At 54.5% G+C, this 26,814-nt stretch carries 21 protein-coding genes; 13 read left to right on the forward strand and 8 right to left on the reverse strand.

The features are described 5' to 3' along the window. Nucleotides 1-15: 15 nt before the first annotated feature. From ileS to ispH, 4 genes are all read left to right on the forward strand, one after another. Complete coding sequence (ileS, locus tag ACF8PE_RS17745; protein WP_155166314.1) at nt 16-2,832, forward strand: isoleucine--tRNA ligase; 2,817 nt, start codon at nt 16-18, stop codon at nt 2,830-2,832. Beyond that, on the forward strand, nt 2,832-3,332 hold the full coding sequence (gene lspA / locus ACF8PE_RS17750; RefSeq protein ID WP_032616454.1) for a signal peptidase II: 501 nt from the start codon (nt 2,832-2,834) through the stop codon (nt 3,330-3,332). Before ileS ends, lspA begins: the two co-directional genes overlap by 1 nt. 117 nt (nt 3,333-3,449) lie before the next feature. Next, nucleotides 3,450-3,899 carry an FKBP-type peptidyl-prolyl cis-trans isomerase gene (gene fkpB, locus ACF8PE_RS17755; RefSeq protein WP_032616512.1) on the forward strand — a complete coding sequence of 150 codons (450 nt, stop codon included), beginning with the start codon at nt 3,450-3,452 and terminating at the stop codon, nt 3,897-3,899. A gap of 1 nt (nt 3,900) precedes the next feature. Further along, nucleotides 3,901-4,851: a 4-hydroxy-3-methylbut-2-enyl diphosphate reductase gene (gene ispH, locus ACF8PE_RS17760; RefSeq protein WP_014882496.1), complete on the forward strand. Its 951-nt coding sequence runs from the start codon at nt 3,901-3,903 to the stop codon at nt 4,849-4,851. A gap of 17 nt (nt 4,852-4,868) precedes the next feature. Here ispH and ACF8PE_RS17765 read toward each other — a convergent pair whose 3' ends face one another. Continuing rightward, entirely contained in the window at nt 4,869-5,774 is a 906-nt protein-coding gene (locus ACF8PE_RS17765; RefSeq protein WP_392495135.1) for a LysR family transcriptional regulator, read from the reverse strand. 92 nt (nt 5,775-5,866) lie between these two features. On the opposite strand from ACF8PE_RS17765, the gene ACF8PE_RS17770 reads away from it, so the two are divergent. The 6 genes from ACF8PE_RS17770 (at nt 5,867) to ACF8PE_RS17795 (ending at nt 13,514) form a co-directional block, all read left to right on the forward strand. After that, on the forward strand, nt 5,867-6,499 hold the full coding sequence (locus ACF8PE_RS17770) for an alanyl-tRNA editing protein (RefSeq protein WP_392495136.1): 633 nt from the start codon (nt 5,867-5,869) through the stop codon (nt 6,497-6,499). A gap of 319 nt (nt 6,500-6,818) precedes the next feature. Continuing rightward, on the forward strand, nt 6,819-7,640 hold the full coding sequence (gene dapB, locus ACF8PE_RS17775) for a 4-hydroxy-tetrahydrodipicolinate reductase (RefSeq protein ID WP_032616459.1): 822 nt from the start codon (nt 6,819-6,821) through the stop codon (nt 7,638-7,640). Between the two features lie 455 nt (nt 7,641-8,095). Continuing rightward, entirely contained in the window at nt 8,096-9,244 is a 1,149-nt protein-coding gene (carA, locus tag ACF8PE_RS17780; RefSeq protein ID WP_103792719.1) for a glutamine-hydrolyzing carbamoyl-phosphate synthase small subunit, read from the forward strand. A gap of 103 nt (nt 9,245-9,347) precedes the next feature. Continuing rightward, nucleotides 9,348-12,572: a carbamoyl-phosphate synthase large subunit gene (gene carB, locus ACF8PE_RS17785; RefSeq protein ID WP_032616462.1), complete on the forward strand. Its 3,225-nt coding sequence runs from the start codon at nt 9,348-9,350 to the stop codon at nt 12,570-12,572. A 127-nt stretch (nt 12,573-12,699) separates the two neighbouring features. After that, the gene (locus tag ACF8PE_RS17790) at nt 12,700-13,188 is read left to right on the forward strand and encodes a toxin-antitoxin system YwqK family antitoxin (protein ID WP_032616464.1); all 489 of its coding nucleotides are present in this window, start codon (nt 12,700-12,702) and stop codon (nt 13,186-13,188) included. Nucleotides 13,189-13,280: 92 nt separating this feature from the next. After that, complete coding sequence (locus tag ACF8PE_RS17795; RefSeq protein WP_032616466.1) at nt 13,281-13,514, forward strand: YgdI/YgdR family lipoprotein; 234 nt, start codon at nt 13,281-13,283, stop codon at nt 13,512-13,514. Nucleotides 13,515-13,565: 51 nt separating this feature from the next. Here ACF8PE_RS17795 and ACF8PE_RS17800 read toward each other — a convergent pair whose 3' ends face one another. Continuing rightward, nucleotides 13,566-16,166, reverse strand: a complete 2,601-nt coding sequence (locus ACF8PE_RS17800; RefSeq protein WP_392495137.1) for an autotransporter outer membrane beta-barrel domain-containing protein — start codon at nt 16,164-16,166, stop codon at nt 13,566-13,568. A gap of 749 nt (nt 16,167-16,915) precedes the next feature. Here ACF8PE_RS17800 and kefF point away from each other — a divergent pair. From kefF to folA, 3 genes are all read left to right on the forward strand, one after another. After that, on the forward strand, nt 16,916-17,446 hold the full coding sequence (gene kefF, locus ACF8PE_RS17805) for a glutathione-regulated potassium-efflux system oxidoreductase KefF (protein ID WP_032616468.1): 531 nt from the start codon (nt 16,916-16,918) through the stop codon (nt 17,444-17,446). Further along, nucleotides 17,439-19,304: a glutathione-regulated potassium-efflux system protein KefC gene (kefC, locus tag ACF8PE_RS17810; RefSeq protein ID WP_032616469.1), complete on the forward strand. Its 1,866-nt coding sequence runs from the start codon at nt 17,439-17,441 to the stop codon at nt 19,302-19,304. Before kefF ends, kefC begins: the two co-directional genes overlap by 8 nt. A gap of 114 nt (nt 19,305-19,418) precedes the next feature. Next, on the forward strand, nt 19,419-19,898 hold the full coding sequence (folA, locus tag ACF8PE_RS17815) for a type 3 dihydrofolate reductase (RefSeq protein ID WP_032616470.1): 480 nt from the start codon (nt 19,419-19,421) through the stop codon (nt 19,896-19,898). A 43-nt stretch (nt 19,899-19,941) separates the two neighbouring features. Here folA and apaH read toward each other — a convergent pair whose 3' ends face one another. From apaH to lptD, 6 genes are read right to left on the reverse strand one after another with little or no spacing between them, the layout of a single operon-like run. After that, entirely contained in the window at nt 19,942-20,790 is an 849-nt protein-coding gene (gene apaH, locus ACF8PE_RS17820) for a bis(5'-nucleosyl)-tetraphosphatase (symmetrical) ApaH (RefSeq protein ID WP_077227138.1), read from the reverse strand. 2 nt (nt 20,791-20,792) lie between these two features. After that, entirely contained in the window at nt 20,793-21,170 is a 378-nt protein-coding gene (gene apaG / locus ACF8PE_RS17825; RefSeq protein ID WP_032616473.1) for a Co2+/Mg2+ efflux protein ApaG, read from the reverse strand. Nucleotides 21,171-21,173: 3 nt separating this feature from the next. Beyond that, nucleotides 21,174-21,995, reverse strand: a complete 822-nt coding sequence (gene rsmA / locus ACF8PE_RS17830) for a 16S rRNA (adenine(1518)-N(6)/adenine(1519)-N(6))-dimethyltransferase RsmA (RefSeq protein ID WP_077227139.1) — start codon at nt 21,993-21,995, stop codon at nt 21,174-21,176. After that, the gene (gene pdxA / locus ACF8PE_RS17835; protein ID WP_392495138.1) at nt 21,992-22,978 is read right to left on the reverse strand and encodes a 4-hydroxythreonine-4-phosphate dehydrogenase PdxA; all 987 of its coding nucleotides are present in this window, start codon (nt 22,976-22,978) and stop codon (nt 21,992-21,994) included. The genes rsmA and pdxA overlap by 4 nt, the downstream gene beginning before the upstream one ends. Then, nucleotides 22,978-24,264, reverse strand: coding sequence for a peptidylprolyl isomerase SurA (surA, locus tag ACF8PE_RS17840; RefSeq protein WP_059308746.1), 1,287 nt, complete (start codon nt 24,262-24,264; stop codon nt 22,978-22,980). The genes pdxA and surA overlap by 1 nt, the downstream gene beginning before the upstream one ends. Nucleotides 24,265-24,317: 53 nt before the next feature. Continuing rightward, nucleotides 24,318-26,666, reverse strand: coding sequence for an LPS assembly protein LptD (gene lptD, locus ACF8PE_RS17845; protein WP_032616477.1), 2,349 nt, complete (start codon nt 26,664-26,666; stop codon nt 24,318-24,320). Nucleotides 26,667-26,814 lie beyond the last annotated feature (148 nt).

The raw sequence follows: 26,814 nt of genomic DNA on the forward strand, positions 1-26,814 counted from the left end.
GGAACCGAGAATCTGATGAGTGACTATAAATCAACCCTGAATTTGCCGGAAACAGGGTTCCCGATGCGCGGCGACCTCGCCAAGCGTGAACCGGGAATGCTGGCGCGTTGGACCGATGATGACCTGTACGGCATCATCCGTGCAGCCAAAAAAGGCAAAAAAACCTTCATTCTGCATGATGGCCCTCCTTATGCGAATGGCAGCATTCATATTGGTCACTCTGTAAACAAGATTCTGAAAGACATTATTGTGAAGTCCAAAGGCCTCATGGGCTTTGACTCGCCTTACGTTCCAGGCTGGGACTGTCACGGTCTGCCAATTGAGCTGAAAGTAGAGCAAGAGTTCGGTAAGCCAGGCGAGAAGTTCACCGCAGCTGAATTCCGCGCGAAATGCCGCGAATACGCTGCCACCCAGGTTGACGGTCAGCGTGAAGACTTTATCCGTCTGGGCGTGCTGGGCGACTGGTCGCATCCGTACCTGACCATGGACTTCAAAACCGAAGCCAACATCATTCGTGCGCTGGGTAAAATCATCGGTAACGGCCATCTGCACAAAGGCGCCAAGCCGGTGCACTGGTGCGTGGACTGCCGTTCTGCGCTGGCTGAGGCGGAAGTTGAGTATTACGACAAAACCTCTCCATCCATCGATGTGGCCTTCGAAGGCGTCGATCAGGAAGCGCTGCAGGGCAAATTTGGTCTGCCAGGCGTCGAAGGCCCAATCTCGCTGGTGATCTGGACCACCACGCCATGGACCCTGCCTGCCAACCGTGCGATCTCCCTCTCTGCGGAGTTCGACTACGCGCTGGTACAGGTTGAAGGCCGTGCGCTGATCCTGGCGAAAGACCTGGTGGAGAGCGTGCTGAAGCGCGCGAACATCACCGAGTACAGCATTCTGGGTACGGTTAAAGGTGCCGAGCTGGAGCATCTGCGCTTCAAGCATCCGTTCCTCGATTTCGATGTGCCAGCGATTCTGGGTGAACACGTCACCCTCGAAGCGGGTACCGGTGCGGTGCATACCGCCGGTGGCCACGGCCCGGACGACTACAGCATCAGTTTGAAATACGGTCTGGAAATCGCCAACCCGGTTGGCCCGGACGGCGCTTACCTGCCAGGCACCTATCCGGCCCTGGACGGCGTGAACGTCTTTAAAGCTAACGACATCATCGTCAACATGCTGCGCGACAACGGCTCGCTGCTGCATGTTGAGAAAATGCAGCACAGCTATCCGTGCTGCTGGCGTCATAAGACACCAATCATCTTCCGCGCGACCCCACAGTGGTTTGTCAGCATGGATCAGAAAGGCCTGCGCGCGCAGTCTCTGAAAGAGATCAAAGGCGTGCAGTGGATCCCGGACTGGGGCCAGGCGCGCATCGAATCTATGGTTGCGAACCGCCCTGACTGGTGTATCTCCCGTCAGCGTACCTGGGGCGTACCGATGTCTCTGTTCGTCCATAAAGAGACCCAGGAATTGCACCCGAATACCCTGGAACTGATGGAAGAAGTGGCGAAGCGCGTTGAAGTGGACGGCATTCAGGCGTGGTGGGATCTCGACGCCCGCGACATCCTGGGCGCGGACGCGGATAACTACGAGAAAGTGCCAGATACCCTGGACGTGTGGTTCGACTCCGGTTCAACGCACGCCTCTGTTGTTGACGTGCGTCCAGAGTTTGCCGGCCACGCTGCCGACATGTATCTGGAGGGTTCTGACCAACACCGTGGCTGGTTCATGTCATCCCTGATGATTTCCACCGCCATGAAGGGTAAAGCACCTTACCGTCAGGTACTGACTCACGGTTTCACCGTGGATGGTCAGGGTCGTAAGATGTCCAAATCTATCGGTAACACCGTTTCTCCGCAGGACGTGATGAACAAACTGGGCGCCGACATTCTGCGTCTGTGGGTGGCATCAACTGACTACACCGGCGAAATGGCGGTGTCTGACGAGATCCTGAAACGTGCTGCCGACAGCTATCGTCGTATCCGTAACACCGCGCGCTTCCTGCTGGCGAACCTGAACGGGTTCGATCCGGCAAAAGACATGGTGAAACCGGAAGAGATGGTCGTTCTGGATCGCTGGGCCGTGGGCTGCGCGAAAGCGGCACAGGAAGATATCCTGAAAGCTTACGAGTCTTACGACTTCCACGAAGTGGTGCAGCGCCTGATGCGCTTCTGCTCCATCGAAATGGGTTCGTTCTACCTCGACATCATCAAAGACCGTCAGTACACCGCGAAAGCCGACAGCGTGGCGCGTCGCAGCTGCCAGACCGCACTGTTCCATATCGCAGAAGCGCTGGTGCGCTGGATGGCACCGATCATGTCCTTCACCGCGGATGAGATTTGGGGCTACCTGCCAGGGGATCGTGAGAAGTATGTCTTCACTGGCGAGTGGTACGAAGGTCTGTTTGGCCTGTCCGGGACCGAAGCCATGAACGACAGCTTCTGGGACGAGCTGCTGAAAGTGCGCGGCGAAGTGAACAAAGTGATCGAGCAGGCGCGTGCCGACAAGAAAGTGGGCGGCTCCCTGGAAGCGGCAGTGACCCTGTACGCGGAACCTGAGCTGGCTGCGAAGCTGACGGCGCTGGGCGATGAATTACGATTTGTCCTGTTGACCTCCGGTGCGAATGTTGCGGATTATGCCGACGCGAGCGCTGATGCCCAGCAGAGCGAACTGCTCAAAGGGTTGAAAGTGGCGCTGGTGAAAGCCGAAGGTGAGAAGTGCTCGCGCTGCTGGCATTACACGACCGATGTCGGCAAGGTGGCGGAACACGCAGAGATCTGCGGACGCTGTGTCAGCAACATCGCCGGTGATGGCGAAAAACGTAAGTTTGCCTGATGAGTAAATCACTCTCTTCAACAGGGCTGCGCTGGCTGTGGCTGGTGGTAGTCGTGCTGATTATTGATTTGGGCAGCAAATACCTGATCCTCCAGAACTTTGCTCTGGGGGATACGGTTTCGCTGTTCCCGTCGCTTAATCTGCACTATGCGCGCAACTACGGCGCGGCGTTTAGCTTCCTGGCTGACAGCGGCGGCTGGCAGCGCTGGTTCTTCGCAGGTATCGCTCTCGGTATCTGCGTTGTGCTGGCAGTGCTGATGTACCGCGGGAAAGCCACGCAAAAGCTGAACAACATCGCCTACGCACTGATCATTGGCGGTGCGCTGGGTAACCTGTTTGACCGTCTGTGGCACGGCTTTGTGGTCGATATGATCGACTTCTATGTCGGCAACTGGCACTTCGCCACCTTTAACCTGGCCGATACTGCAATTTGTATTGGTGCGGCGTTAATCGTGCTGGAAGGCTTCCTGCCGAACGCAGCCGCGAAGAAACAGGCTTAAGCATCAACGCCGGGTGACGCGCAGCGATCCCGGCCTACCGAATATGCCAACGCCAGTTTGCCGGGTAAGCGAAGCGCCACCTGGCAAACTGCGAGGCAATATTAAAGAGCAATGTTTATGTCTAAATCCGTACAGAGCAACAGCGCGATCCTCGTTCACTTCACGCTGAAACTGGATGATGGCTCTACCGCAGAATCCACCCGCAATAACGGCAAACCGGCGCTGTTTCGCTTGGGCGATACCTCCCTGTCCGAAGGTCTTGAGCAGCAACTGCTGGGGCTGAAAGAGGGAGAGAAAAAAGCCTTCTCTCTGGAGCCGGATGCTGCGTTTGGCGTGCCCAGCCCGGACCTGATCCAGTACTTCTCGCGTCGTGAATTTATGGACGCGGGTGAGCCTGAAATCGGGGCGATTATGCTCTTTACCGCTATGGACGGCAGCGAAATGCCTGGCGTGATTCGGGAAATCAACGGGGACTCCATCACCGTCGACTTCAACCATCCGCTTGCCGGGCGTACCGTCCATTTTGATGTTGAAGTGCTGGAAATTGACCCAGCGCTGGAGGCCTGAAATGCAGATCCTGTTGGCTAACCCGCGCGGTTTCTGCGCCGGTGTAGACCGCGCTATCAGCATTGTTGAAAACGCGCTGGAAATTTACGGCGCGCCAATTTACGTGCGCCACGAAGTGGTGCACAACCGTTACGTGGTCGATAGCCTGCGCGAGCGTGGGGCGATCTTTATCGAGCAGATCAGTGAAGTGCCTGATGGCGCGATCCTGATTTTCTCTGCCCACGGCGTCTCTCAGGCCGTACGTAACGAAGCGAAAAGCCGCGATCTCACCGTTTTCGATGCTACCTGTCCGCTGGTCACCAAAGTGCATATGGAAGTGGCGAGAGCCAGCCGCCGTGGTGAAGAGTCGATCCTGATTGGCCACGCCGGTCACCCGGAAGTGGAAGGCACCATGGGGCAGTACAGCAACCCGGAAGGGGGGATGTACCTGGTCGAGTCGCCGGAAGATGTGCTTACGCTGAACGTGAAAAACGAAGCGCGTCTGTCCTTTATGACCCAGACAACGCTCTCCGTAGACGATACGTCAGACGTTATTGATGCGTTGCGCCAGCGCTTCCCGAAAATTGTCGGGCCGCGTAAGGACGATATCTGCTACGCCACGACAAACCGCCAGGAAGCTGTGCGTGCGCTTGCTGAGCAAGCAGATGTGGTGCTGGTTGTCGGCTCCAAAAACTCCTCGAACTCCAACCGTCTGGCCGAGCTGGCGCAGCGGATGGGGAAAGCGGCGTTTTTGATTGACGATGCGACGGACATTCAGGAAGCGTGGGTTAAGAATGCCGCCTGTGTTGGCGTAACTGCGGGCGCTTCCGCCCCCGATATTCTGGTGCAGAACGTCATTGTCCGCCTGCAGGAGCTGGGTGGCGGTGAAGCGGTGCCGCTGGAAGGACGCGAAGAGAACATCGTCTTTGAAGTCCCGAAAGAGCTACGCATTGATGCCCGCGAAGTCGAGTAAGGTTTAAAAAATGCCAGTCACTGAATGACTGGCATTTTTTCATTCAGGTAGTCGATCATGGCCCGCATTCTGGCCGGCATATGTTTATTGCGCGTCCACAGCAGCCAGAGATCGCCCGTATAGCTACTGATAAACTCCCACTCCGGTAAGACCTGCACAATCTCCCCACTTTCCAGCGTCTCACGCGCCGTGAACAGCGGTAAACTCCCGATACCCAGGCCGCGCTTTACCGCATCCAGCCTCACACCCGTGTGGTTAGCGGCATAACGTCCATGAGTTTGTACCGTTTCCGTTTTTCCATTCAATGCAAACTTCCAGCGTGAATCGGCCGGCGTTTCACCGAGCGAAATACAGCTATGTTGCCGGAGATCGTGCGGATGCTGCGGTATGCCCGTGCGACGAAGGTACTCTGGGGTGGCGCAGATGACATGGGTGACCGGCATCAGCGGTTTACCGTACAGGCCAGGAGAGGGGGTATTAGTGATCCGTAGCGCCAGATCGACACCGTCGTCGATCAAATCCATGTAACGATCTTCCAGGCGCAGGCAGACATCAATCTGCGGATAGCGCTCAAGGAATGCCGGGATTAAAGGATGGATCACAAAGCGTCCCACGGCTTTCGGCACGCTCATGGTGAGTTTTCCCTGCGCAACGGTCTGCAGACTACTGCCTGAATCCATCGCCTGCTGTGCCGCGTCCAGCATATCCAGCGCATGCTCATAAACCGCTTTTCCGGTCACGGTAAGCGCCAGCTTACGTGTAGTGCGGTGCAGCAATTTACATCCCATCTCTTTTTCCAGACGTGAAACACAGCGGCTGATCGCAGAGGGCGTGGCGCCAGTGAGGCGGGCTGCGGTTGAAAAATTGCCATGTTCTACGATGGTGACGAAAGTGGCGAGATCGGGAAGCAAAGAAGGTTTCATTTGTGCATACCAGGCAAGAGTGCAATGTCTGAGCGGCCGATTATCGACACTTAAGTGATGAATATACTGTCAGGGTACAGAGGAGAACAACCATGACAGAACGACTTTATTACACCAGTGACGCGACAGAAGGGCGTGCACAGGTGATCCGTTGCACTGAGGAGCCTGACGGCCGCTACGCCATTGAACTTAATCAGACCCTTTTCCATCCGCAGGGCGGTGGACAGCCAGCGGATCGAGGATGGATCGCCGGGATAGCGGTAGAAGCGGTATCCCCGCGTGGGGAGCATGTCGTCCACATTCTGCCCGCAGCGCTTACGCCAGGCGAGGTGGAGATGCAAGTCGATAAAGATGTGAGAGAACGTCACTCCCGCTGGCACAGCGCAGGTCACTTGATCGGCTATGCTGGGGAGCAGTTTGGCTGGAAGCCGGTAAAAGCCCACCACTGGCCTGGTGAAGGGCGGATTACCTTTACGCCTGGCGAGGGTCAGGATCCCCTGCCAGATGCCAGCGCCCTGATGGCCATTATTGACGGCTGGAAAGCCGATAACCTGCTTCGCCATACTGAAATTGAAACGGGCAGACGCAAGGTTCGCTTTGGCGATCTCCCGCCCTACCTTTGCGGTGGAACGCACGTTAAACAGCTGGCGGATGTGGGGGCAATGCAAATCCTCGGGCTGAAAATCAAAAAAGGACAGTTGATCGTCACCTATAGCCTCGATTAACAGGGGTGTGATTAACCCGACATCGCGGGTGGCCTGGTATTTCTTTTGAAAACAATGCCAGGCTCAGCGGCGATCCTCAACACTGCATGTTGAACGTTACATTGATGAACCATAACCTGGGCTGCTGTGTGCGGCTCGCGAAACGCCACGTACTTTTTTCTATGACCGGAAGCGGGCCATATCCTGGCGATCATGTCTTTAACTGATATCTCTCCCTGTTTATCATTAAATTCTAATTATCGGCGTTTTCTGTGGCAGCCTTCGTCAGGGCTGGTTAATCTGAAAGCGGTTTACATCATTTTAACGTAAGAGAATAACTATGCATGATGCAGAGATCCGTGTCGCCATTGCGGGCGCGGGCGGACGTATGGGCCGTCAGCTTATTCAGGCGGCACTACAGATGGACGGCGTGGCCCTTGGCGCGGCGCTGGAGCGTGAAGGTTCATCTCTTCTGGGAGCCGACGCAGGTGAATTAGCAGGCGTGGCGAAAACGGGCGTGACCGTGCAGAGCAGCCTGGATGCCGTTAAAGATGACTTTGACGTTTTCATCGATTTCACCCGTCCTGAAGGCACGCTCGACCACCTGGCTTTTTGCCGTCAGCATGGGAAAGGAATGGTTATTGGCACCACGGGTTTTGATGATGCCGGTAAACAAGCCATTCAGGCTGCATCAAACGAGATTGCGATTGTTTTCGCCGCGAACTTCAGTGTAGGCGTTAACGTCATGCTGAAGCTGCTGGAGAAGGCGGCGAAAGTGATGGGGGATTACACTGACATCGAAATTATCGAAGCGCACCACCGTTATAAAGTCGATGCCCCGTCTGGCACCGCGCTGGCGATGGGCGAGGCGATCGCTCAGGCGATGGATAAAGATCTGAAAGAGTGTGCGGTCTATACCCGGGAGGGTTATACCGGTGAACGTGTGCCTGGCACCATTGGGTTTGCAACCGTCCGTGCTGGCGACATCGTCGGTGAACATACCGCGATGTTTGCTGATATCGGTGAGCGTGTTGAGATTACCCATAAAGCCTCCAGTCGTATGACTTTTGCAAATGGGGCAGTTCGTTCCGCAATGTGGTTGAAAGGCAAGAAAGATGGTCTCTTTGACATGCGAGATGTGCTTGATCTTAATAATTTGTAATCATGATTACCCTTCGTGATGTGGTTATTGCAGTCATAATCAATTGATTGCACAGGGCAATATTTTATTGCCCTTTAATTTTGAATGTTTTGATATAATTTCTTTATTAAACTCTCATAAACCAACTTTATCCTCACTATTTTTGTTTCAAAAATGTGAATTTTGACCAAATGGTCCACTTTTTTGGACTTGAGATGAGCACTTGCTATTAAAACTGAGTCGCAAGCGTTTTCTTACGTGATTTAGTTGATCTTTTTGCCCGTTAATTACTTTCCAGCTCATCAGTGGCGCAAAAACAACAAACAAAACCCACTTTTTAAGTTGACTTTCCCCTGCCAAATCTCCAGAATGCCGCCGTTTGCCGAAAATCCACTGGCAGCAGATTTGCATTGATTCATACTATGGGTATGCATTAATATGCAAATAAAGTGAGTGAATATTCTCTGGAGGGTGTTTTGATTAAGTCAGCGCTATTGGTTCTGGAAGACGGAACCCAGTTTATCGGTCGGGCCATTGGGGCAACAGGTTCGGCGGTTGGGGAAGTCGTTTTCAATACTTCAATGACCGGTTATCAAGAAATCCTCACTGATCCTTCCTATTCCCGCCAAATCGTCACTCTAACTTATCCCCATATCGGCAATGTCGGCACTAACGCCGCTGATGAAGAGTCTTCCCAGGTACATGCACAAGGTCTGATTATTCGCGACCTGCCGCTGATTGCCAGCAACTACCGCAATACCGAAGACCTCTCTTCCTACCTCAAGCGCCATAACATCGTGGCGATTGCCGATATCGATACCCGTAAGTTGACGCGTCTGCTGCGTGAAAAAGGTGCCCAGAACGGCTGCATCATCGCTGGCGATAACCTGGATGTAGCTCTGGCGCAGGAAAAAGCCAAAGCCTTCCCGGGGCTGAACGGCATGGATCTGGCAAAAGAAGTAACCACCGCTGAGGCCTACAGCTGGACTCAGGGGAGCTGGACGCTGGCAGGCGAACTGCCAGAAGCCAAAAAAGAAGAGGAACTGCCGTTCCACGTCGTGGCCTACGACTACGGTGCCAAGCGCAACATCCTGCGTATGCTGGTGGATCGCGGCTGCCGTCTGACCGTTGTGCCGGCGAAAACCCCGGCAGAGGACGTGCTGAAGATGAACCCGGACGGGATCTTCCTCTCCAACGGCCCGGGTGACCCGGCGCCATGCGACTACGCAATCGACGCGATTAAGAGCTTCCTTGAAACCGATATTCCGGTATTCGGTATCTGCCTCGGCCATCAGCTGCTGGCGCTGGCGAGCGGTGCAAAAACCGTGAAAATGAAGTTCGGCCACCACGGTGGTAACCACCCGGTGAAAGATATTGATAACAACACGGTGATGATTACCGCGCAGAACCACGGTTTTGCGGTGGACGAAGCCTCCATGCCTGCCACGCTGCGCGTAACGCACAAGTCGCTGTTCGACGGCACCCTGCAGGGGATTCATCGTACCGACAAACCGGCGTTCAGCTTCCAGGGCCACCCGGAAGCCAGCCCAGGCCCGCACGATGCCGCGCCGCTGTTCGATCACTTCATCGAACTCATTGAGCAGTACCGTAAGACCGCTAAATAATCAGAATCTGTTTATGCCTTGCTGCGCTCAGGCAGACGGCGTCAAAAATTTGTCTGCCAGTCGCTCGCGACGCGCATAAACAGGTTCTCCGGAGAAAGAAGCTATGCCAAAACGTACAGACATAAAAAGCATCCTGATTCTTGGCGCTGGCCCGATTGTGATCGGCCAGGCCTGCGAATTCGACTACTCCGGCGCACAGGCGTGTAAAGCCCTGCGCGAAGAGGGTTACCGCGTTATCCTGGTGAACTCTAACCCGGCGACCATCATGACCGACCCTGAAATGGCCGATGCGACCTACATCGAGCCAATTCACTGGGAAGTGGTACGTAAAATCATCGAAAAAGAGCGTCCGGATGCGGTGCTGCCGACCATGGGCGGCCAGACAGCGCTGAACTGCGCGCTGGAGCTGGAACGTCAGGGCGTACTGGCTGAGTTCGGCGTGACCATGATTGGCGCGACTGCCGACGCGATTGATAAAGCAGAAGACCGTCGTCGTTTCGACGTGGCGATGAAGAAAATCGGCCTCGACACTGCACGCTCCGGTATCGCTCACAACATGGAAGAAGCGCTGGCGGTTGCCGCTGACGTGGGTTATCCGTGCATCATCCGTCCGTCCTTCACCATGGGCGGCACCGGCGGCGGTATTGCGTATAACCGTGAAGAGTTCGAAGAGATTTGCGAACGCGGTCTGGATCTCTCCCCAACCAAAGAGCTACTGATTGACGAGTCGCTGATTGGCTGGAAAGAGTACGAAATGGAAGTGGTGCGTGATAAAAACGACAATTGCATCATCGTCTGCTCTATCGAGAACTTCGATGCCATGGGCATCCACACCGGTGACTCCATTACCGTGGCACCCGCCCAGACGCTGACCGATAAAGAGTACCAAATCATGCGTAACGCCTCGATGGCGGTACTGCGTGAGATTGGCGTCGAAACCGGCGGTTCTAACGTTCAGTTCTCGGTAAACCCAAAGAACGGTCGCCTGATTGTTATCGAGATGAACCCGCGTGTATCCCGCTCTTCTGCGCTGGCATCGAAAGCCACCGGCTTCCCGATTGCTAAAGTGGCAGCGAAACTGGCCGTGGGTTATACCCTTGACGAGCTGATGAACGACATCACCGGTGGCCGTACCCCGGCATCGTTTGAGCCGTCTATCGACTACGTTGTGACCAAAATTCCTCGCTTCAACTTCGAGAAATTTGCCGGTGCGAACGACCGTCTGACCACGCAGATGAAGTCCGTTGGTGAAGTGATGGCGATTGGCCGCACCCAGCAGGAATCCCTGCAGAAAGCGCTGCGCGGCCTGGAAGTGGGCGCGACCGGTTTCGACCCGAAAGTAAGCCTGGATGATCCGGAAGCCCTGACGAAAATCCGCCGTGAGCTGAAAGATGCAGGTGCCGAGCGTATCTGGTACATCGCCGATGCCTTCCGTGCTGGCCTGTCCGTTGATGGTGTCTTCAACCTGACCAATATCGACCGCTGGTTCCTGGTGCAGATTGAAGAGCTGGTGCGTCTGGAAGAGAAAGTTGCGGATCTGGGCATCAACGGCCTCGACGCTGACTTCCTGCGTATGCTGAAGCGTAAAGGCTTTGCCGATGCGCGTCTGGCAAAACTGGCGGGCGTACGCGAAGCAGAAATCCGCAAGCTGCGTGACCAGTACAACCTGCACCCGGTTTACAAGCGCGTGGACACCTGTGCGGCAGAATTTGCGACCGACACTGCCTATATGTACTCCACCTATGAAGAGGAGTGCGAAGCGAACCCATCGGTTGACCGTGACAAAATCATGGTTCTGGGCGGCGGTCCAAACCGTATCGGCCAGGGCATCGAGTTCGACTACTGCTGTGTACACGCCTCACTGGCGCTGCGCGAAGACGGTTACGAGACCATCATGGTTAACTGTAACCCGGAAACTGTCTCTACCGACTACGACACCTCCGACCGTCTCTACTTCGAGCCGGTTACGCTGGAAGACGTACTGGAAATCGTGCGTATCGAGAAGCCAAAAGGCGTTATCGTGCAGTACGGCGGCCAGACTCCGCTGAAGCTGGCGCGTGACCTGGAAGCCGCAGGTGTACCGGTTATCGGCACCAGCCCGGACGCGATTGACCGTGCCGAAGACCGTGAGCGTTTCCAGAAGGCGGTTGATCGCCTGAAGCTGAAACAACCGGCTAACGCCACTGTGACCGCGATTGAGCAGGCGGTTGAGAAGGCCAAAGAGATCACCTATCCACTGGTGGTGCGTCCATCCTACGTGCTGGGCGGCCGCGCAATGGAAATCGTCTACGACGAAGCCGACCTGCGTCGTTACTTCCAGACCGCGGTCAGCGTCTCTAACGATGCGCCAGTACTGCTGGACCGCTTCCTGGATGACGCAGTTGAAGTGGACGTTGATGCTATCTGCGATGGCGAAATGGTGCTGATTGGCGGCATCATGGAGCATATCGAGCAGGCGGGCGTTCACTCCGGTGACTCAGCCTGTTCTCTGCCGGCTTATACGCTGAGCAAAGAGATTCAGGACGTGATGCGTGACCAGGTGCAGAAGCTGGCCTTCGAGTTGCAGGTGCGCGGTCTGATGAACGTGCAGTTCGCGGTGAAAGACAACGAAGTTTACCTGATTGAAGTTAACCCGCGTGCGGCGCGTACCGTACCGTTCGTCTCCAAAGCAACCGGCATTCCGCTGGCGAAAGTGGCGGCGCGCGTGATGGCTGGCCAGACTTTGGCACAGCAGGGCGTGACCAAAGAGATCATCCCGCCGTACTACTCGGTGAAAGAGGTCGTGCTGCCGTTCAACAAATTCCCGGGCGTTGACCCGCTGTTAGGGCCAGAAATGCGCTCTACCGGGGAAGTGATGGGCGTGGGCCGCACTTTCGCTGAAGCATTCGCGAAAGCGCAGCTCGGCAGTAACTCCACCATGAAGAAACAGGGCCGTGCGTTGCTGTCCGTGCGTGAAGGGGATAAAGAGCGCGTAGTGGACCTGGCGGCGAAGCTGCTGAAACAGGGCTTCGAACTGGATGCCACTCACGGTACTGCGATTGTACTGGGCGAAGCGGGTATCAACCCGCGTCTGGTGAACAAGGTGCATGAAGGTCGTCCGCACATTCAGGACCGTATCAAGAATGGCGAGTACACCTACATCATCAACACCACTGAAGGGCGTCAGGCGATTGAAGACTCCAAGCTGATTCGCCGCAGCGCGCTGCAGTACAAAGTGCACTACGACACCACCCTGAACGGCGGTTTTGCAACAGCCATGGCGCTGAACGCGGATGCCACCGAGAAGGTCATTTCGGTGCAAGAGATGCACGCGCAGATCACGAAGTAATCGCTTCAGATTGCTCTCAAAACCCGCTTCGGCGGGTTTTTTTTATGTCTTTCCGACCATTTTTGGCGGTTGTGCCTCCTCCCTTTTCAACGCACTGTAGGGCAATACCTGAAAAAAGGAGTTTATTGTGAAACAGGCCCTTACGTTGATACCCCTGGTAATACTGCTTGCTGGCTGTGCAGATTTTGCCTCGTCGGTGACCAATACCATTGATGGAATGGGAATGACTCCCGACTATGCAAAAGGCTTAAAGGACGATCTGGAGCCGCAGAAAAAGTTAACCACACCGGTGGTGAAGGTGGCGGATAGCGTGCCTGAGGGCAAGCTCGTCGAGAAGTATGACAATGGCAATAAGAAGTTTGAGACTGTCATCAAGAACCGCTGCTTTAACGACTATATCGACGTCTATTACCCGAACGGCGTCCTGCGGAGCCATACGCCGCTGGTTAACTGTCAGGCGGAAGGGCTGTCTCAGGGTTATACCCAGGACGGGAAGCTGCGCTCGACCATCACCTTCAAAGCGAGCGTGGCGAACGGCGAAGCGAAAACCTATGACGCTGGCGGAAAAGTGGTACAGACAGTGATCTACAAAGATGGCTTCCCGCAGAAAAGCTAACCTTCAGAGTGTTCTGCATTTTTCCCTGACCGTAGCGTATTACGCTACAGTTTAGCCTGATGATAACAATGACGACCAACAGGGAGAATACTATGCAAAGCAAACTACTGATGGCCTCTGTCTTTGCGGCTGCAACGCTGTTTACCGTGACGGGATGTTCGTCTAATCAGGCGGTGAAAACGACGGACGGCAAAACCATCGTTACCGACGGTAAACCGCAGGTAGATGATGATACCGGGCTGGTGTCCTATGAGAATGCAGAAACCGGGCAAACCGAGCAGATTAACCGCGATCAGGTTAAATCCATGGGTGAACTGGATAACTGATAAAAAAATGCAGTGGCCTGAACCACTGCATTATTCGATCTGATTATGTGATTACCAGCGGTGGTTCAGCAGGATATGACCGCCATACGCGTCATAACCGTTTTCACCCCACTCGCCGCTGGCGCGTAACGAGATCAGCGTGGTTTCATTCAGTTTGCCGGTAATGCCCAGCTCCAGTTGACCGCGGTCGTCCGGGGTATCGTTACTGAACGCTTCGCCGTTGAAGGCGATATCATTCTGTCCGGCACCTTTCAGCCAGTTGACTGCTACGTAAGGCTGCCATGCCTGCACATCTTTCTGATCGAAGTAGCTGGTTTTCACACCTACGCGTCCCAGAATGCCGTCATTATCAGGGGTAGAGATACGTACGCCGTCGGCGTCTGTATGGTTTTCCTGATCAAGATAGCTATAGATGGCCTGGATCTGCGGTTCGATTTTCAAGGTTCTTTCGTTTTCTGAGTCAACGATCCAGGCGTGACCTGCTTCCAGTGATACAGCAAAGCCGTGGCTGTCGTAAGACTCGTCGCTGCGACCGTCACTGGTGAGCGAGTTGTGATACCAGCCGAAAGAGGCCCAGCTGTCGATATAGCTGCCTTTACGCAACTGTTGGTCTTCCTGCCAGGCGGCGTATACGCCGACATTCACCCCATCGACTTTACCCTGCGCTGAACGTTTACTGCCTGTGGACGTGGAGTCAGTTTTTGCCTGACCGGCACCGAACATCACCCCGCTATGCAGTACACCCGTGTCCATCTTCTTGCTGATGAAATCACTGCCGACCTGCATCACGTACTGGGTGGTGTCATAGTTTACTTTACCGCCCGCCACATCGTTTTCGTGGTAGCGGCCTTTGACATACATCCAGGTGTTGAGATCTTCTTCATTGCGCAGCGTCAGCTGATCGCGATCGTCGCGTTTGTGCAGGAACATGTCCTGGGCAGCCAGGTAGTTACCTAAATAGGCACCGACCTCAGGAGCAAGATTGCTCATCTCTGGTGGGGTATAGCCGCCGCTGTTGCCGCCGTCGTTGTTACCACTGTTATCACCGTCGGTGTTGCCGCCGTTACCGCCGTCGGTGTTACCGCCGTTACCGCCGTCGGTGTTGCCGCCGTTACCGCCGTCGGTGTTGCCGCCGTTACCGCCGTCGGTGTTACCGCCGTTACCGCCGTCGGTGTTACCGCCGTTGCCGTCGTCGGTGTTGCCGTCGGTGTTATCGTCTTTGTCAGGAACCGGGGTAGTGTCTGCAGACTCCAGGTACCAGTTGCCATCGCTGTGCTGGTTCAGACTGTATTCCCACGCGCCAACGACGACCGGTCTGGAGAGGCTAAACGCAGCCCTGGAATCGCCACCCACGCTCACGATCTGCATACCGTTGACGGTCTTCGCGCCCGCCCCACCGATATTGCTGATACGGATATCCGATACACCTGCACTGTTACCGGTGATGGTAAGATGGTCGGTCAACGCATTGTCATCCCCCAGCACGCTGTTCATGGCGATCAAACTGCCGCTCATGCCGGTGTAATCACCGTTGATGGTGAAATCATTCCCCACACTGTCGTTCAGACCGCTGATTTGCAGCGTACCGCTGTTGGTGACGTTGCCGTTGATGGTATCGGCGGTAGAAGCACTGGACAGCGTATTTCCCTGAACCGCATTCCATGAGGCCAGAACGCCGCCGCCGAGAATATTGACGTTATTGTTTACCGTACCTGCACTGGCGAAGGTAGCCCCGTCCTGAATCGTGACGGTGGCGGAATTGCCTGCACTTCCCAGCGTTGCGCCTTCGGCTACCAGCATCGTGCCGCTGTTCAACTGCGTGTCGCCTGTATAGCTGTTGTTGCCGGTCAGCGTCAGGGTATGGGCATCTGTTTTGATAACAGTACCGCTGCCCGTGATGCCAGTGGCAAAGTTGAAATCAGCAGCCTGATTAAATTCCAGCGTGCCGTTGTTGGTCAGCTTCCCACTTAAGGTGCCGGTTTTTTCGCCAGTACCCAGTTGCAGGGTAGCGCCTTCTGCGATGAGGGTATTACCAGCGTTGCTGACGTTGCCTGCGAAGGTGAGCTTGCCGGTATCAACCTTGATTGAATCATCCGTGCCGATGATATCCACATTACCGGTCAGCTCCCAATCGGTGCCTAACATGGTGAGAGAGGCGAAACCGTCGCCTTCATTCAGGCCAATGAAATTGCTGTCTTCAGTTCCTGTGCCTGTTAGTCGTAAAGTATTGGTAGTTGAATTGGTTGAAATAACATCCCCTTCCAACCGGGAGCCGGTCGTCAGAGTAAGAACGTTGTTTTTTTCGCTGGTAAATGAAATAGCACTTTCGCCGCCTTTGATGATTCCAGCATTAGTCACTTCAACTCTTGTGATACCAGAGGTGTGAATACCATGCTCAATCCCTTCAATCGTGCCGTTATTAGTAATTTTACTATTGCTGGTGACGCCGGAGAGTTCGACACCATTATTTAAATTACCTTTTATTTCACCATTGTTAATTAGAATTATTCCGATCTTACTGGCAATCCCTGTTTTGCCTTCGATATGGCCAGTTGAAGCATTCTCAATCCTGAGCATCGACGAATCTTCTTCAATTTGGATGCCGCTTTCTGCACCCGTCACGTTACCCGCGTTTTTAATGGTGCCTGTCATTGAGTGAACAGTAATGGCATTTCCAGTGCTCGATGAAATCACACCAGATTGTGTGTTGTTAATGACAGGTTCCTGCGTACCGGTATTAATATAGACAGCATCTCCGGTATTGGTAATTTTTCCCTCGTTATCAACAGTAAGTAACTGATCGCCTGCTATCGTAACAGCCGCAGTGTTTGAACCCGTAGATATGAGTACATTTTCATTAATTGTGTATGACGGGTCGATGGAAAAAGTCTGAGCCTCCGTCGTAGAATCCTCAATGATGGCCGCTGGTGCCATTAATGGAGCAAACATAAGTAAAGCAGGGAATATTCTGCTCATTGATTTTGTTATTTTATTTAATTGCGGGGTTTTTCTTTTCATTGCCACGTCCATTTGTGATTAAAAATGAATGGATATTTTAATGGCGATAAAAATTATTGTAAATATATGTTTTTACAGGGTAATTTGAGGGGTTGAAATTTAAATTATTAATTTCAAAATCAATTCTGTATATCAATTTATTTTAAATTTTTAATTAACCATGAGTTAAATGCTTCATATTTCTTATTGTTAACAATTAATCGATCTGTGATTATAATATTATATCTTCTGGTGATTTATTATTTGCGATATATATCTTTTGCCGCGACGGGATTTGCCAATCCTTGCGGTTAAGCCAGGCACAGGCGCAGACCCCTTCAAACGCCCGCCGTTCCTGTCTACACTGACTGCTACAACAAGAAAGCAGTTCAACCAGGTTAATCATGATACTCATTATTTACGCCCATCCTTATCCGCATCATTCCCATGCGAACAAACGGATGCTTGATCAAGTCAAGACGCTGGAGGGCGTAGAGATCCGTTCGCTCTACCAGCTCTACCCCGATTTCAATATAGATATCGCTGCCGAACAGGAAGCGATCGCCAGGGCCGATTTGATTGTCTGGCAACACCCGATGCAGTGGTACAGTACGCCCCCGTTGCTGAAACTGTGGATCGACAAAGTGTTCTCGCATGGCTGGGCATATGGTCATAACGGCAATGCGCTCAGGGGGAAAAGTCTGCTGTGGGCAGTGACCACCGGCGGCGGTGAAAGCCATTTTGACATCGGCTCCTTCCCCGGCTTTGAGGTACTGGCGCAACCGCTACAGGCAACGGCGCTGTATTGCGGCCTGAACTGGCTCCCGCCGTTTGCCATGCACTGCACCTTCGTCTGCGACGACGAAACGCTCCAGGCGCAGGCGCGCCACTATAAACAACGTTTACTCGACTGGCAGGAGACGCACCATGGATAGCCATACGCTGATTCAGGCGCTGATCTATTTAGGCGCTGCGGCTTTGATTGTGCCGGTTGCGGTACGCCTCGGGTTAGGATCAGTACTGGGGTATCTGATTGCCGGCTGCGTGATTGGGCCGTGGGGATTCCGGCTGGTTACTGACGCCGAGTCGATTCTGCACTTTGCCGAAATCGGTGTGGTGCTGATGCTGTTTGTCATCGGCCTTGAGCTGGATCCGCGTCGTCTGTGGAAGCTGCGCGCGTCGGTGTTTGGCGGCGGGGCATTGCAGATGCTGGCCTGCGGTCTACTGCTGGGCGGGTTCTGTATCCTGCTGGGCATGGACTGGAAGGTGGCAGGGCTGATCGGCATGACGCTGGCGCTCTCCTCAACGGCCATCGCCATGCAGGCCATGAACGAACGTAACCTGACGGTTTCCCGTATGGGGCGCAGCGCCTTCTCGGTGCTGCTATTCCAGGATATCGCGGCTATTCCGCTGGTGGCGATGATCCCGCTGCTGGCTGTATCCGGAGCGTCGACCACGCTTGGCGCTTTTGCGCTGTCGGCATTAAAGGTCGTCGGAGCGCTGACCCTGGTCGTCCTGCTCGGGCGGTACGTCAGCCGACCGCTGCTGCGCTTTGTCGCCCGTTCCGGCCTGCGGGAAGTGTTCAGTGCCGTGGCCTTATTCCTGGTCTTCGGCTTTGGCCTGATGCTGGAAGAGGCGGGGCTGTCCATGGCGATGGGGGCGTTTCTGGCGGGTGTTCTGCTGGCGAGTTCGGAATATCGTCACGCGCTGGAAAGCGATATCGAGCCGTTTAAAGGGCTGCTGCTGGGGCTGTTTTTCATCGGCGTGGGGATGTCGGTCGACTTCGGAACGTTAGTGACGCATCCGCTGCGCATCGCCATCCTGCTGGTAGGTTTCCTGGTCATTAAAATGACGATGCTCTGGCTGGTGGCTCGTCCGCTAAAGGTGCCCGGAAAACAGCGCCGCTGGTTTGCCGTGCTGCTGGGGCAGGGAAGTGAATTCGCATTTGTGGTCTTCGGCGCGGCCAATATGGCAAACGTGCTCGATCCAGAATGGGCCAAGGCGCTGACGCTGGCGGTCGCGCTCTCAATGGCGGTCACGCCACTGCTGCTGGTCGTGTTGACCCGTCTGGAAGCGGCCGACAGCGGTCAGGAGCGTGAGGCAGATGAAATTGACGAGGAACAGCCGCGGGTGATCATTGCCGGGTTTGGTCGCTTCGGCCAGATCACCGGCCGTTTGTTGCTCTCCAGCGGCGTTAAGATGGTTATCCTCGATCACGATCCCGATCATATTGAAACCCTGCGTAAGTTCGACATGAAGGTTTTTTACGGTGATGCCACGCGCGTGGATCTGCTGGAGTCTGCCGGAGCGCACAAAGCCGAAGTGTTGATCAACGCGATAGACGATCCGAAAAATAGCCTGCAGCTGGTCGAGCTGGCGAAGACCCATTTCCCGCACCTGAAAATTATCTCCCGGGCGCGTGATATCGAGCATTACATCAAACTGCGTCAGGCAGGTGTCGATGCGCCGGAGCGTGAAACCTTTGAAGGGGCGCTGAAATCGGGTCGGCTGGCGCTGGAGAGTCTCGGACTCGGGGCATATGAAGCCCGGGAGCGAGCCGATCTGTTCCGCCGGTTTAATACTGAGATGGTCGAAGAGATGGCTGAAATGGCCGAGAATGATGCGAAGTCACGCGCGGCGGTGGTTAAACGTACCAGCGCTATGCTGATGGATATCATCAATGAAGATCGCAATCATCTCTCGCTGACGCAGCGTCACGGCTGGCAAGGAACGGAAGAGGGTAAGCATACCGGCGATCCGGGAGACGAGCCGGAAAGTAAACCACTGGCGTGAAGAGGGGTTGCCAGCAAATATAAAAAATTTCCTGTTCTTTACTCTGCCGCCAGTCGACGAAAGATTAAGCTTTCCGTATAGTGGCGGCAATTTTTTGCATCCGGGAAATAATCAATGATCAGTCTGATTGCGGCGCTTGCGGTAGATCGCGTGATCGGTATGGAAAATGCCATGCCGTGGAATCTGCCTGCCGATCTCGCGTGGTTTAAACGCACTACGTTGAACAAGCCGGTAGTAATGGGTCGCCTGACCTGGGAGTCAATCGGGCGTCCATTGCCGGGCCGTAAAAACATCGTTATAAGCAGCCAGCCCGGCACGGATGATCGTGTTGAGTGGGTCAAATCCGTTGACGAAGCCATTGCTGCCTGCGGTGATGCCGAAGAGGTAATGGTGATTGGTGGAGGCCGTGTGTATGAGCAATTCCTGCCGAAAGCGCAGAAATTATATCTGACACACATTGATGCTGAAGTGGAAGGGGATACCCATTTCCCGGACTACGATCCTGACGAGTGGGAATCGGTATTCAGCGAATTCCACGACGCGGATGCGCAAAATTCGCACAGCTATTGCTTCGAGATCCTTGAACGCCGCTAATGTTTTACTGCACCTTTCCCCACGGGAGAGGTGCAGCTCTCTGCTACGACGCTACCGCTTCATTCTCGCCTAAATCCAGATGCCGGTTCGACGGCTGAACAAAGTACGCTTTATCTTCCCAGCGCAGGCAGGTGAGTTCTCCACCCCAGCAGCAGCCGGTATCCAGCCCGTAAATACCCTCAGGCGTGCCTTTGCCCTCCAGCGACGCCCAGTGACCAAAGATCACGTTGTAATGGTCCGTCACCGGGCCGGGGATCGCAAACCAGGGTTTGAGCGGGGTCGGTGCGTTTTCCGGCACATCCTTGCAGTACATGTCCAACTGACCGTTCGGGAAGCAGTAGCGCATGCGGGTGAAGGCGTTGGTGATAAAACGCAGGCGTGCTACGCCGCTAAGCTCCATACTCCAGTTGTTGGGCATGTCGCCATACATGGCATCAAGGAAGAAGGGGTAAGAGTCGCTGGAGAGCACGGCTTCGACGTCGCGTGCGCACTCTTTCGCGGTTTGCAGATCCCACTGCGGGGTAATACCCGCGTGCGCCATCACCAGCTGCTTCTCTTCATCGACCTGTAGCAGTGGCTGGCGACGCAGCCAGTTAATTAAGTCATCGGCGTCAGGTGCATCCAACAGCGGGTTGAGCCGGTCTTTCGGTTTATTACGGCTGATCCCGGCGTAAACCGCCAGCAGATGCAGATCGTGATTGCCAAGGACGAGCCGCACGCTGTCACCCAGCGATTTCACATAACGCAGCACTTCCAGCGAGCCAGGCCCGCGCGCAACGAGATCGCCGGTGAGCCATAGCGTGTCCGTACCGGGGGTAAACTCCACCTGCTTTAATAATGCGATCAGTTCATCGTAGCAACCATGAACGTCACCAATGAGATATGTAGACATGTTTAGTGAATGAGTGTTGGAACAGCCAGACGGAAAACAGGAATGGCAACGCGGAATGCGTTGCCGTCGGCATCGACCATTTCATAATGGCCCTGCATGGTACCCAGCGGTGTTTCGATTACCGCACCGCTGGTGTACTGATACTCTTCGCCGGGATCAATGTGCGGTTGTTCACCCACCACGCCTTCGCCCTGCACTTCAATTTCACGACCGTTGCCGTTGGTGATAAGCCAGTAACGCCCAAGCAGTTGCACAGGCGTCCGCCCCAGGTTGCGAATGGTGACCGTATAAGCAAAGACAAAGCGCTCTTCATCCGGGGTGGACTGTGACTCAATATAGATGCTTTGTACGTGAACACATACGCGGGGCGAATCAATCATAGCTTAGCTCTCCTTCGGCGGCGCATTTTCGCTGATGTAATTAGCCAGCTTGCAGTACTGTTCTACAGAGATGTTCTCTGCACGCATTGCCGGATCAATACCCAGCTCAGCCAACACTTCAACGGTAAACGTATTGCCAAGGCTGTTACGAATCGTTTTACGACGCTGGTTAAAGGCTTCAGTAGTAATACGGCTCAGGACACGCAGCTCTTTGACCGGGTACGGCTTGGTTTTATGCGGCACAAGGCGTACAACCGCAGAATCCACTTTTGGCGGCGGCGTGAACGCGGATGGCGGCACTTCGAGTACCGGGATCACGTTGCAGAAATATTGCGCCATCACGCTTAAACGACCATACGCTTTACTGTTTGGCCCTGCAACCAGTCGGTTAACGACCTCTTTTTGCAACATGAAGTGCATGTCGGCAATGGCATCAGTATAGCTAAACAGGTGGAACATCAGCGGCGTGGAGATGTTATACGGCAGGTTGCCGAACACGCGCAGCGGCTGACCAAGCTTCTCCGACAGTTCACCGAAGTTCATGGTCATGGCATCTTGCTGATAAATAGTCAGTTTCGGCCCAAGGAACGGGTGCGTCTGCAGACGGGCTGCCAGATCGCGGTCCAGTTCGATGACGGTCAGTTCATCCAGACGCTCGCCAACCGGCTCGGTCAGTGCGGCCAGACCCGGGCCGATCTCGACCATCGCCTGGCCTTTTTGTGGATTGATAGCCGAAACAATACTTTCGATCACGAACTGATCGTTGAGGAAGTTTTGCCCGAAACGTTTACGGGCTAAATGGCCCTGGTGGACGCGATTATTCATTGAGTATTAACAATCATTTTGATGGCGAGATTAAGCGCCGTAATAAAACTGCCGACATCTGCTTTTCCCTGGCCCGCTAAGTCAAGCGCAGTGCCATGGTCAACAGAAGTGCGAATAAAGGGTAAACCGAGGGTGATATTCACGCCGCGGCCAAATCCCTGGTATTTTAGCACGGGAAGGCCCTGATCGTGGTACATCGCCAGCACGGCATCTGCATGATCGAGATATTTTGGTTGAAACAGGGTATCCGCAGGCAGCGGCCCGCTGAGATTCATCCCCTGGGCACGCATCTCGTCCAGCACCGGAATAATGGTGTCGATCTCTTCCGTGCCCATATGGCCGCCTTCACCCGCGTGCGGGTTCAGGCCACACACCAGTACGTGCGGATCGGCGATACCGAATTTGGTGCGTAAATCATGGTGCAGAATGGCAATCACCTCGCGCAGCAGTTCCGGCGTAATGGCATCGGAAACCGCTTTGATCGGCAGATGCGTAGTCGCCAGCGCAACGCGCAGCTCCTCGGTGGCCAGCATCATCACCACTTTTGCGCTGTGCGAGCGCGCTTCAAAAAACTCGGTATGGCCGGTAAAAGCCACCCCCGCATCATTAATCACCCCTTTATGCACCGGCCCGGTGATCAGCGCGGTAAATTCGCCGCTCAGGCAGCCATCACAGGCGCGTGCCAGCGTTTCCACCACATAATGACCGTTTTCGGTACTGAGTTGTCCGGGAACAACGGGGGTACGCAGCGGGACAGGCAACAGCGTCAGGGTGCCTGCTTGCTGGGGGAGAGGCGCATTTTCTGCCTGATACGGCAGGAGCGTCAGCGGCAGATTAAGGGTTTTTGCTCGCGCCTCAAGCACGCTGGCATCGGCGCAGATCACCAGCTCGACCGGCCAGCTGCGCTGGGCAAGCTGGACGACCAAATCGGGACCAATCCCGGCAGGTTCGCCGGGAGTGATAACAACACGATGGTGTTTCATTAGTTGCTCAGAACTTTGACGTAAGCGCTGGCGCGTTGTTCCTGCATCCAGGTTGCCGCTTCTTCAGAGAACTTACGGTTGAACAGCATGCGGTACGCACGGTCTTTCTGGGCTGCGTCGGTTTTATCCACGTTACGGGTGTCCAGCAGCTCAATCAAGTGCCAGCCGAAGGTGGAGTGAACCGGTTCGCTCAGCTGACCTTTGGTCATTCGCATCAGCGCATCGCGGAAAGCGGGATCGTAAATATCCGCTGCCGCCCAGCCCAGATCGCCGCCCTGATTTGCAGAGCCTGGATCCTGAGAGAACTCTTTCGCGGCGTTAGCGAAGGAGGTTTTACCGCTGCGGATATCGGCGGCAATCTGCTGCAGCTTAGCCCGCGCCTGATCGTCATTCATCAGTGGGGATGGCTTGAGCAGAATGTGACGGGCATGCACTTCGGTGACGGAGATGCTCTTGCTTTGGCCGCGCAGGTCGTTCACTTTCAGAATGTGGAAGCCAACGCCGGAACGAATTGGACCGATGATATCGCCTTTCTTCGCCGTGCTCAGCGCCTGAGCGAAGATAGACGGCAGTTCCTGAATACGACCCCAGCCCATCTGGCCGCCTTTCAGTGCCTGCTGGTCAGCCGAGTAGGTGATCGCCAGTTTACCGAAATCACCACCATTACGCGCCTGATCGACGATCGAGCGTGCCTGGCTTTCCGCCTCAGCAACCTGGTCGGAAGACGGGTTTTCTGGCAGCGGGATCAGGATGTGGCTCAGGTTCAGTTCGGTGCTGGCATCATTCTGGTTACCCACCTGTTTTGCCAGCGCGTCCACTTCCTGCGGCAGAATAGTCACACGACGACGCACTTCGTTGTTGCGCACTTCTGAAATCAGCATCTCTTTACGGATCTGATTACGGTAGGTCGAATAGCTGATGCCGTCATAGGCCAGACGGCTGCGCATCTGGTCGGCTGACATGTTGTTTTGCTTCGCAATGTTAGCGATAGCCTGATCGAGCTGCTCATCAGAGATCTTCACACCCATCTTCTGGCCCATCTGCAGAACGATCTGATCCATGATCAGACGTTCAAGGATCTGATGACGCAGTGTGGAATCATCCGGAAGTTGCTGACCTGCCTGACCCGCGTTGAGCTTCACAGACTGCATTAAACCATCAACGTCGCTCTCAAGTACCACACCGTTGTTCACAACGGCAGCGACTTTGTCGACAACCTGTGGGGCCGCGAAGCTGGTATTCGCGACCATAGCGATACCGAGCAGCAGCGTTTTCCAGTTCTTCATACTTTTTCCATATCAATTAACCGCAATGCGGATTACGTTGTAAATCAAGCACATTATAAGGAACTACGGTACGGCAGAATCGGTGAGCGCAGCATCTGCTGAGTGCCCAGGCCATAGTTGGAACTCAGGCCACGCAATTCGATGTTAAAGCCGATGACGTTATCGTACTCGCTCTGACCTTTGTCAGGATCCCAGCCATTCAGCTTACGTTCGTACCCGACGCGGATCGCGTAGCAGCAGGAGCTGTACTGCACACCCAGCATCTGATCGGCCGACTTACTCTGATTGGTATCAAAGTAATACGCCCCGACGATTGACCAGCGATCGGCAATCGGCCAACTGGCGGTACCCCCCACTTGCGAAATGCCCTCTTTGTACTGATCCGCCGTCGAGAAGTTAGGCAGCGTTGCCTGGATATATTCCGGGCTGGCGTAACGGTAGCTAAGCTGAACCATGCGGTCTTCATCACGGCGATACTCAATGGCGGCATTGCTGGTAGCAACGTTATCCAGACGCGTATCGTACTGCAGACCGCCACGCAGTCCCCAGCGATCGGTCATGCGCCAGTAGGTATCGCCCGCCCAGACCAGTGAACCCGTTTTGTTGTTTTTCTCCCAGTTGATGTTGTCATCGCCGGTACGCGATTCTGTGAAGTAGTAGATTTGACCCACAGAAGCATTAAAACGTTCAACGGAAGCATCATCATAAACGCGGGTTGTGACGCCGGTCGTCACCTGGTTGGCCGAGGCAATACGGTCCAGACCACCGTAGGTACGGTCGCGGAACAGACCGCTATAGTCGGATTGCAGCAGTGAAGAGTCGTAGTTATTGATTTTGCTCTGATCGCGATACGGCACGTACAGGTACTGCGCGCGCGGCTCCAGGGTCTGGGTATACCCCTCGCTCCAGTTCATGTCACGCTCGAAGACCAGCTTGCCGTCCATTTTAAACTGCGGCAGCGTACGGTTAACGGTCTCTTCCAGATGAGTACCGTTAGTGGCGTTGTACGTTTCCAGATTATCCTGCTGATAGTGGGTTGCCATCAGCTTCACTTCGGTATCCAGGCTTGCCCAGTCGTTAGATACCGGCAGGTTGATCGTCGGCTCAAGGTGAATACGGGTGGCTTCTGGCATGTCCGAATTGGTATTCACGAAATGCACGGCCTGGCCGTAGATACGAGTATCAAACGGGCCGACATCATTCTGGTACCAGTTGACGTCAAGCTGCGGTTCAGCCCCGTAGGTGCTGGCGTTCTGGCTGCTGAACACCTGGAACTGACGGGTGGACACGGTGGCGTCAAAGTTTTTCACCGCGTAGCCTGCGCTAAAGATCTGCGTGGCGTAACCGTCGGTACTGGAACCGTATTTTGTTGTAAAGTCGTTGAAATAGTACGGATCGCTGACTTTGGTATAGTTGACGTTAAAGCGCCATACCTGATCCATTACCCCACCATGTTGCCAGTAGTACAACCAGCGGTGGCGATCACCCTCGGTGGGGTGCTCGTCTTCAAAGACTTTATCCGATGGCAGATAGTCCAGCTCCATCAGACCTTCACCCGCGTGCGTCAGATAACGGAACTCGTTTTCCCACATGATGTTGCCGCGCTTATGGATATAGTGCGGCGTGATCGTGGCGTCCATGTTGGGCGCGATGTTCCAGTAGTACGGCAGGTAGAATTCGAAATAGTTGTTGGTGCTGTACTGAGCGTTCGGGATCAGGAAGCCTGAACGACGTTTGTCGCCCACGGGCAGCTGCAGATACGGGCTATAGAAGACCGGTACCGGACCGAGCTTAAAGCGGGCATTCCAGATCTCCGCAACCTGCTCTTCGCGGTCGTGGATCACTTCGCTACCGACTACGCTCCAGGTATCAGAGCCCGGCAGACAGGAGGTAAAGGTCCCGTTTTCAAGAATGGTATAGCGGTTTTCACCGCGCTGTTTCATCAGGTCGGCTTTACCGCGCCCCTGACGGCCCACCATCTGATAGTCACCTTCCCAGACGTTGGTATCTTTGGTATTCAGGTTCGACCAAGCTTTCGGACCTTTCAGGATGACCTGATTATCGTCATAGTGCACATTACCCAGCGCATCCACGGTTCGTACTGGTTCTGCCGCGCCTTCTGGCTGTTTCTGGTGCAACTGAACTTCATCGGCCTGCAAACGGCTGTTGCCCTGGTTAATATCCACATTGCCGCTAAACACGGCGTCGTCAGGATAATTCCCTTTTGCATTGTCAGCCGTGATGGTGACCGGTAGCGTGTTCGTATCACCCTGTACCAGCGGGCGATCATAGCTGGGCACACCCAGCTTACATTGCGAGGCGAGATCGGCTGCGAGACCCTGTTGACTGTACAAAGCACTCGCTATCATCGTGGCCAGAAGGGTGGGGATACGTTTTTTCATACGTTTTATTTATTGTTCCGTCATCAGTGGCTTATCGCTGGCAAACGGTCAGAGACTATCTTACTCATCATCACAGTGCCAGCGTTAATCCTGCCCGTAAACAAGCCGTGGTGATAGGCTCGTTATTGAATGACGAGTATGATAATGC

This window comes from Leclercia sp. GLN_9 (genome assembly GCF_043105735.1).
GTDB classification, from domain to species: Bacteria; Pseudomonadota; Gammaproteobacteria; order Enterobacterales; family Enterobacteriaceae; genus Enterobacter; species Enterobacter adecarboxylatus.

What these genes read in the sequence shown, in the direction of transcription:
- ileS (WP_155166314.1), top strand. Translation starts at nt 16, where the DNA reads ATGAGTGACTATAAATCAACCCTGAATTTGCCGGAAACAGGGTTCCCG.
- lspA (WP_032616454.1), top strand. Translation starts at nt 2,832, where the DNA reads ATGAGTAAATCACTCTCTTCAACAGGGCTGCGCTGGCTGTGGCTGGTG.
- fkpB (WP_032616512.1), top strand. Translation starts at nt 3,450, where the DNA reads ATGTCTAAATCCGTACAGAGCAACAGCGCGATCCTCGTTCACTTCACG.
- ispH (WP_014882496.1), top strand. Translation starts at nt 3,901, where the DNA reads ATGCAGATCCTGTTGGCTAACCCGCGCGGTTTCTGCGCCGGTGTAGAC.
- ACF8PE_RS17765 (WP_392495135.1), bottom strand. Translation starts at nt 5,774, where the DNA reads ATGAAACCTTCTTTGCTTCCCGATCTCGCCACTTTCGTCACCATCGTA.
- ACF8PE_RS17770 (WP_392495136.1), top strand. Translation starts at nt 5,867, where the DNA reads ATGACAGAACGACTTTATTACACCAGTGACGCGACAGAAGGGCGTGCA.
- dapB (WP_032616459.1), top strand. Translation starts at nt 6,819, where the DNA reads ATGCATGATGCAGAGATCCGTGTCGCCATTGCGGGCGCGGGCGGACGT.
- carB (WP_032616462.1), top strand. Translation starts at nt 9,348, where the DNA reads ATGCCAAAACGTACAGACATAAAAAGCATCCTGATTCTTGGCGCTGGC.
- ACF8PE_RS17795 (WP_032616466.1), top strand. Translation starts at nt 13,281, where the DNA reads ATGCAAAGCAAACTACTGATGGCCTCTGTCTTTGCGGCTGCAACGCTG.
- ACF8PE_RS17800 (WP_392495137.1), bottom strand. Translation starts at nt 16,166, where the DNA reads ATGACAGGCACCATTAAAAACGCGGGTAACGTGACGGGTGCAGAAAGC.
- kefF (WP_032616468.1), top strand. Translation starts at nt 16,916, where the DNA reads ATGATACTCATTATTTACGCCCATCCTTATCCGCATCATTCCCATGCG.
- kefC (WP_032616469.1), top strand. Translation starts at nt 17,439, where the DNA reads ATGGATAGCCATACGCTGATTCAGGCGCTGATCTATTTAGGCGCTGCG.
- folA (WP_032616470.1), top strand. Translation starts at nt 19,419, where the DNA reads ATGATCAGTCTGATTGCGGCGCTTGCGGTAGATCGCGTGATCGGTATG.
- apaH (WP_077227138.1), bottom strand. Translation starts at nt 20,790, where the DNA reads ATGTCTACATATCTCATTGGTGACGTTCATGGTTGCTACGATGAACTG.
- apaG (WP_032616473.1), bottom strand. Translation starts at nt 21,170, where the DNA reads ATGATTGATTCGCCCCGCGTATGTGTTCACGTACAAAGCATCTATATT.
- rsmA (WP_077227139.1), bottom strand. Translation starts at nt 21,995, where the DNA reads ATGAATAATCGCGTCCACCAGGGCCATTTAGCCCGTAAACGTTTCGGG.
- pdxA (WP_392495138.1), bottom strand. Translation starts at nt 22,978, where the DNA reads ATGAAACACCATCGTGTTGTTATCACTCCCGGCGAACCTGCCGGGATT.
- surA (WP_059308746.1), bottom strand. Translation starts at nt 24,264, where the DNA reads ATGAAGAACTGGAAAACGCTGCTGCTCGGTATCGCTATGGTCGCGAAT.
- lptD (WP_032616477.1), bottom strand. Translation starts at nt 26,666, where the DNA reads ATGAAAAAACGTATCCCCACCCTTCTGGCCACGATGATAGCGAGTGCT.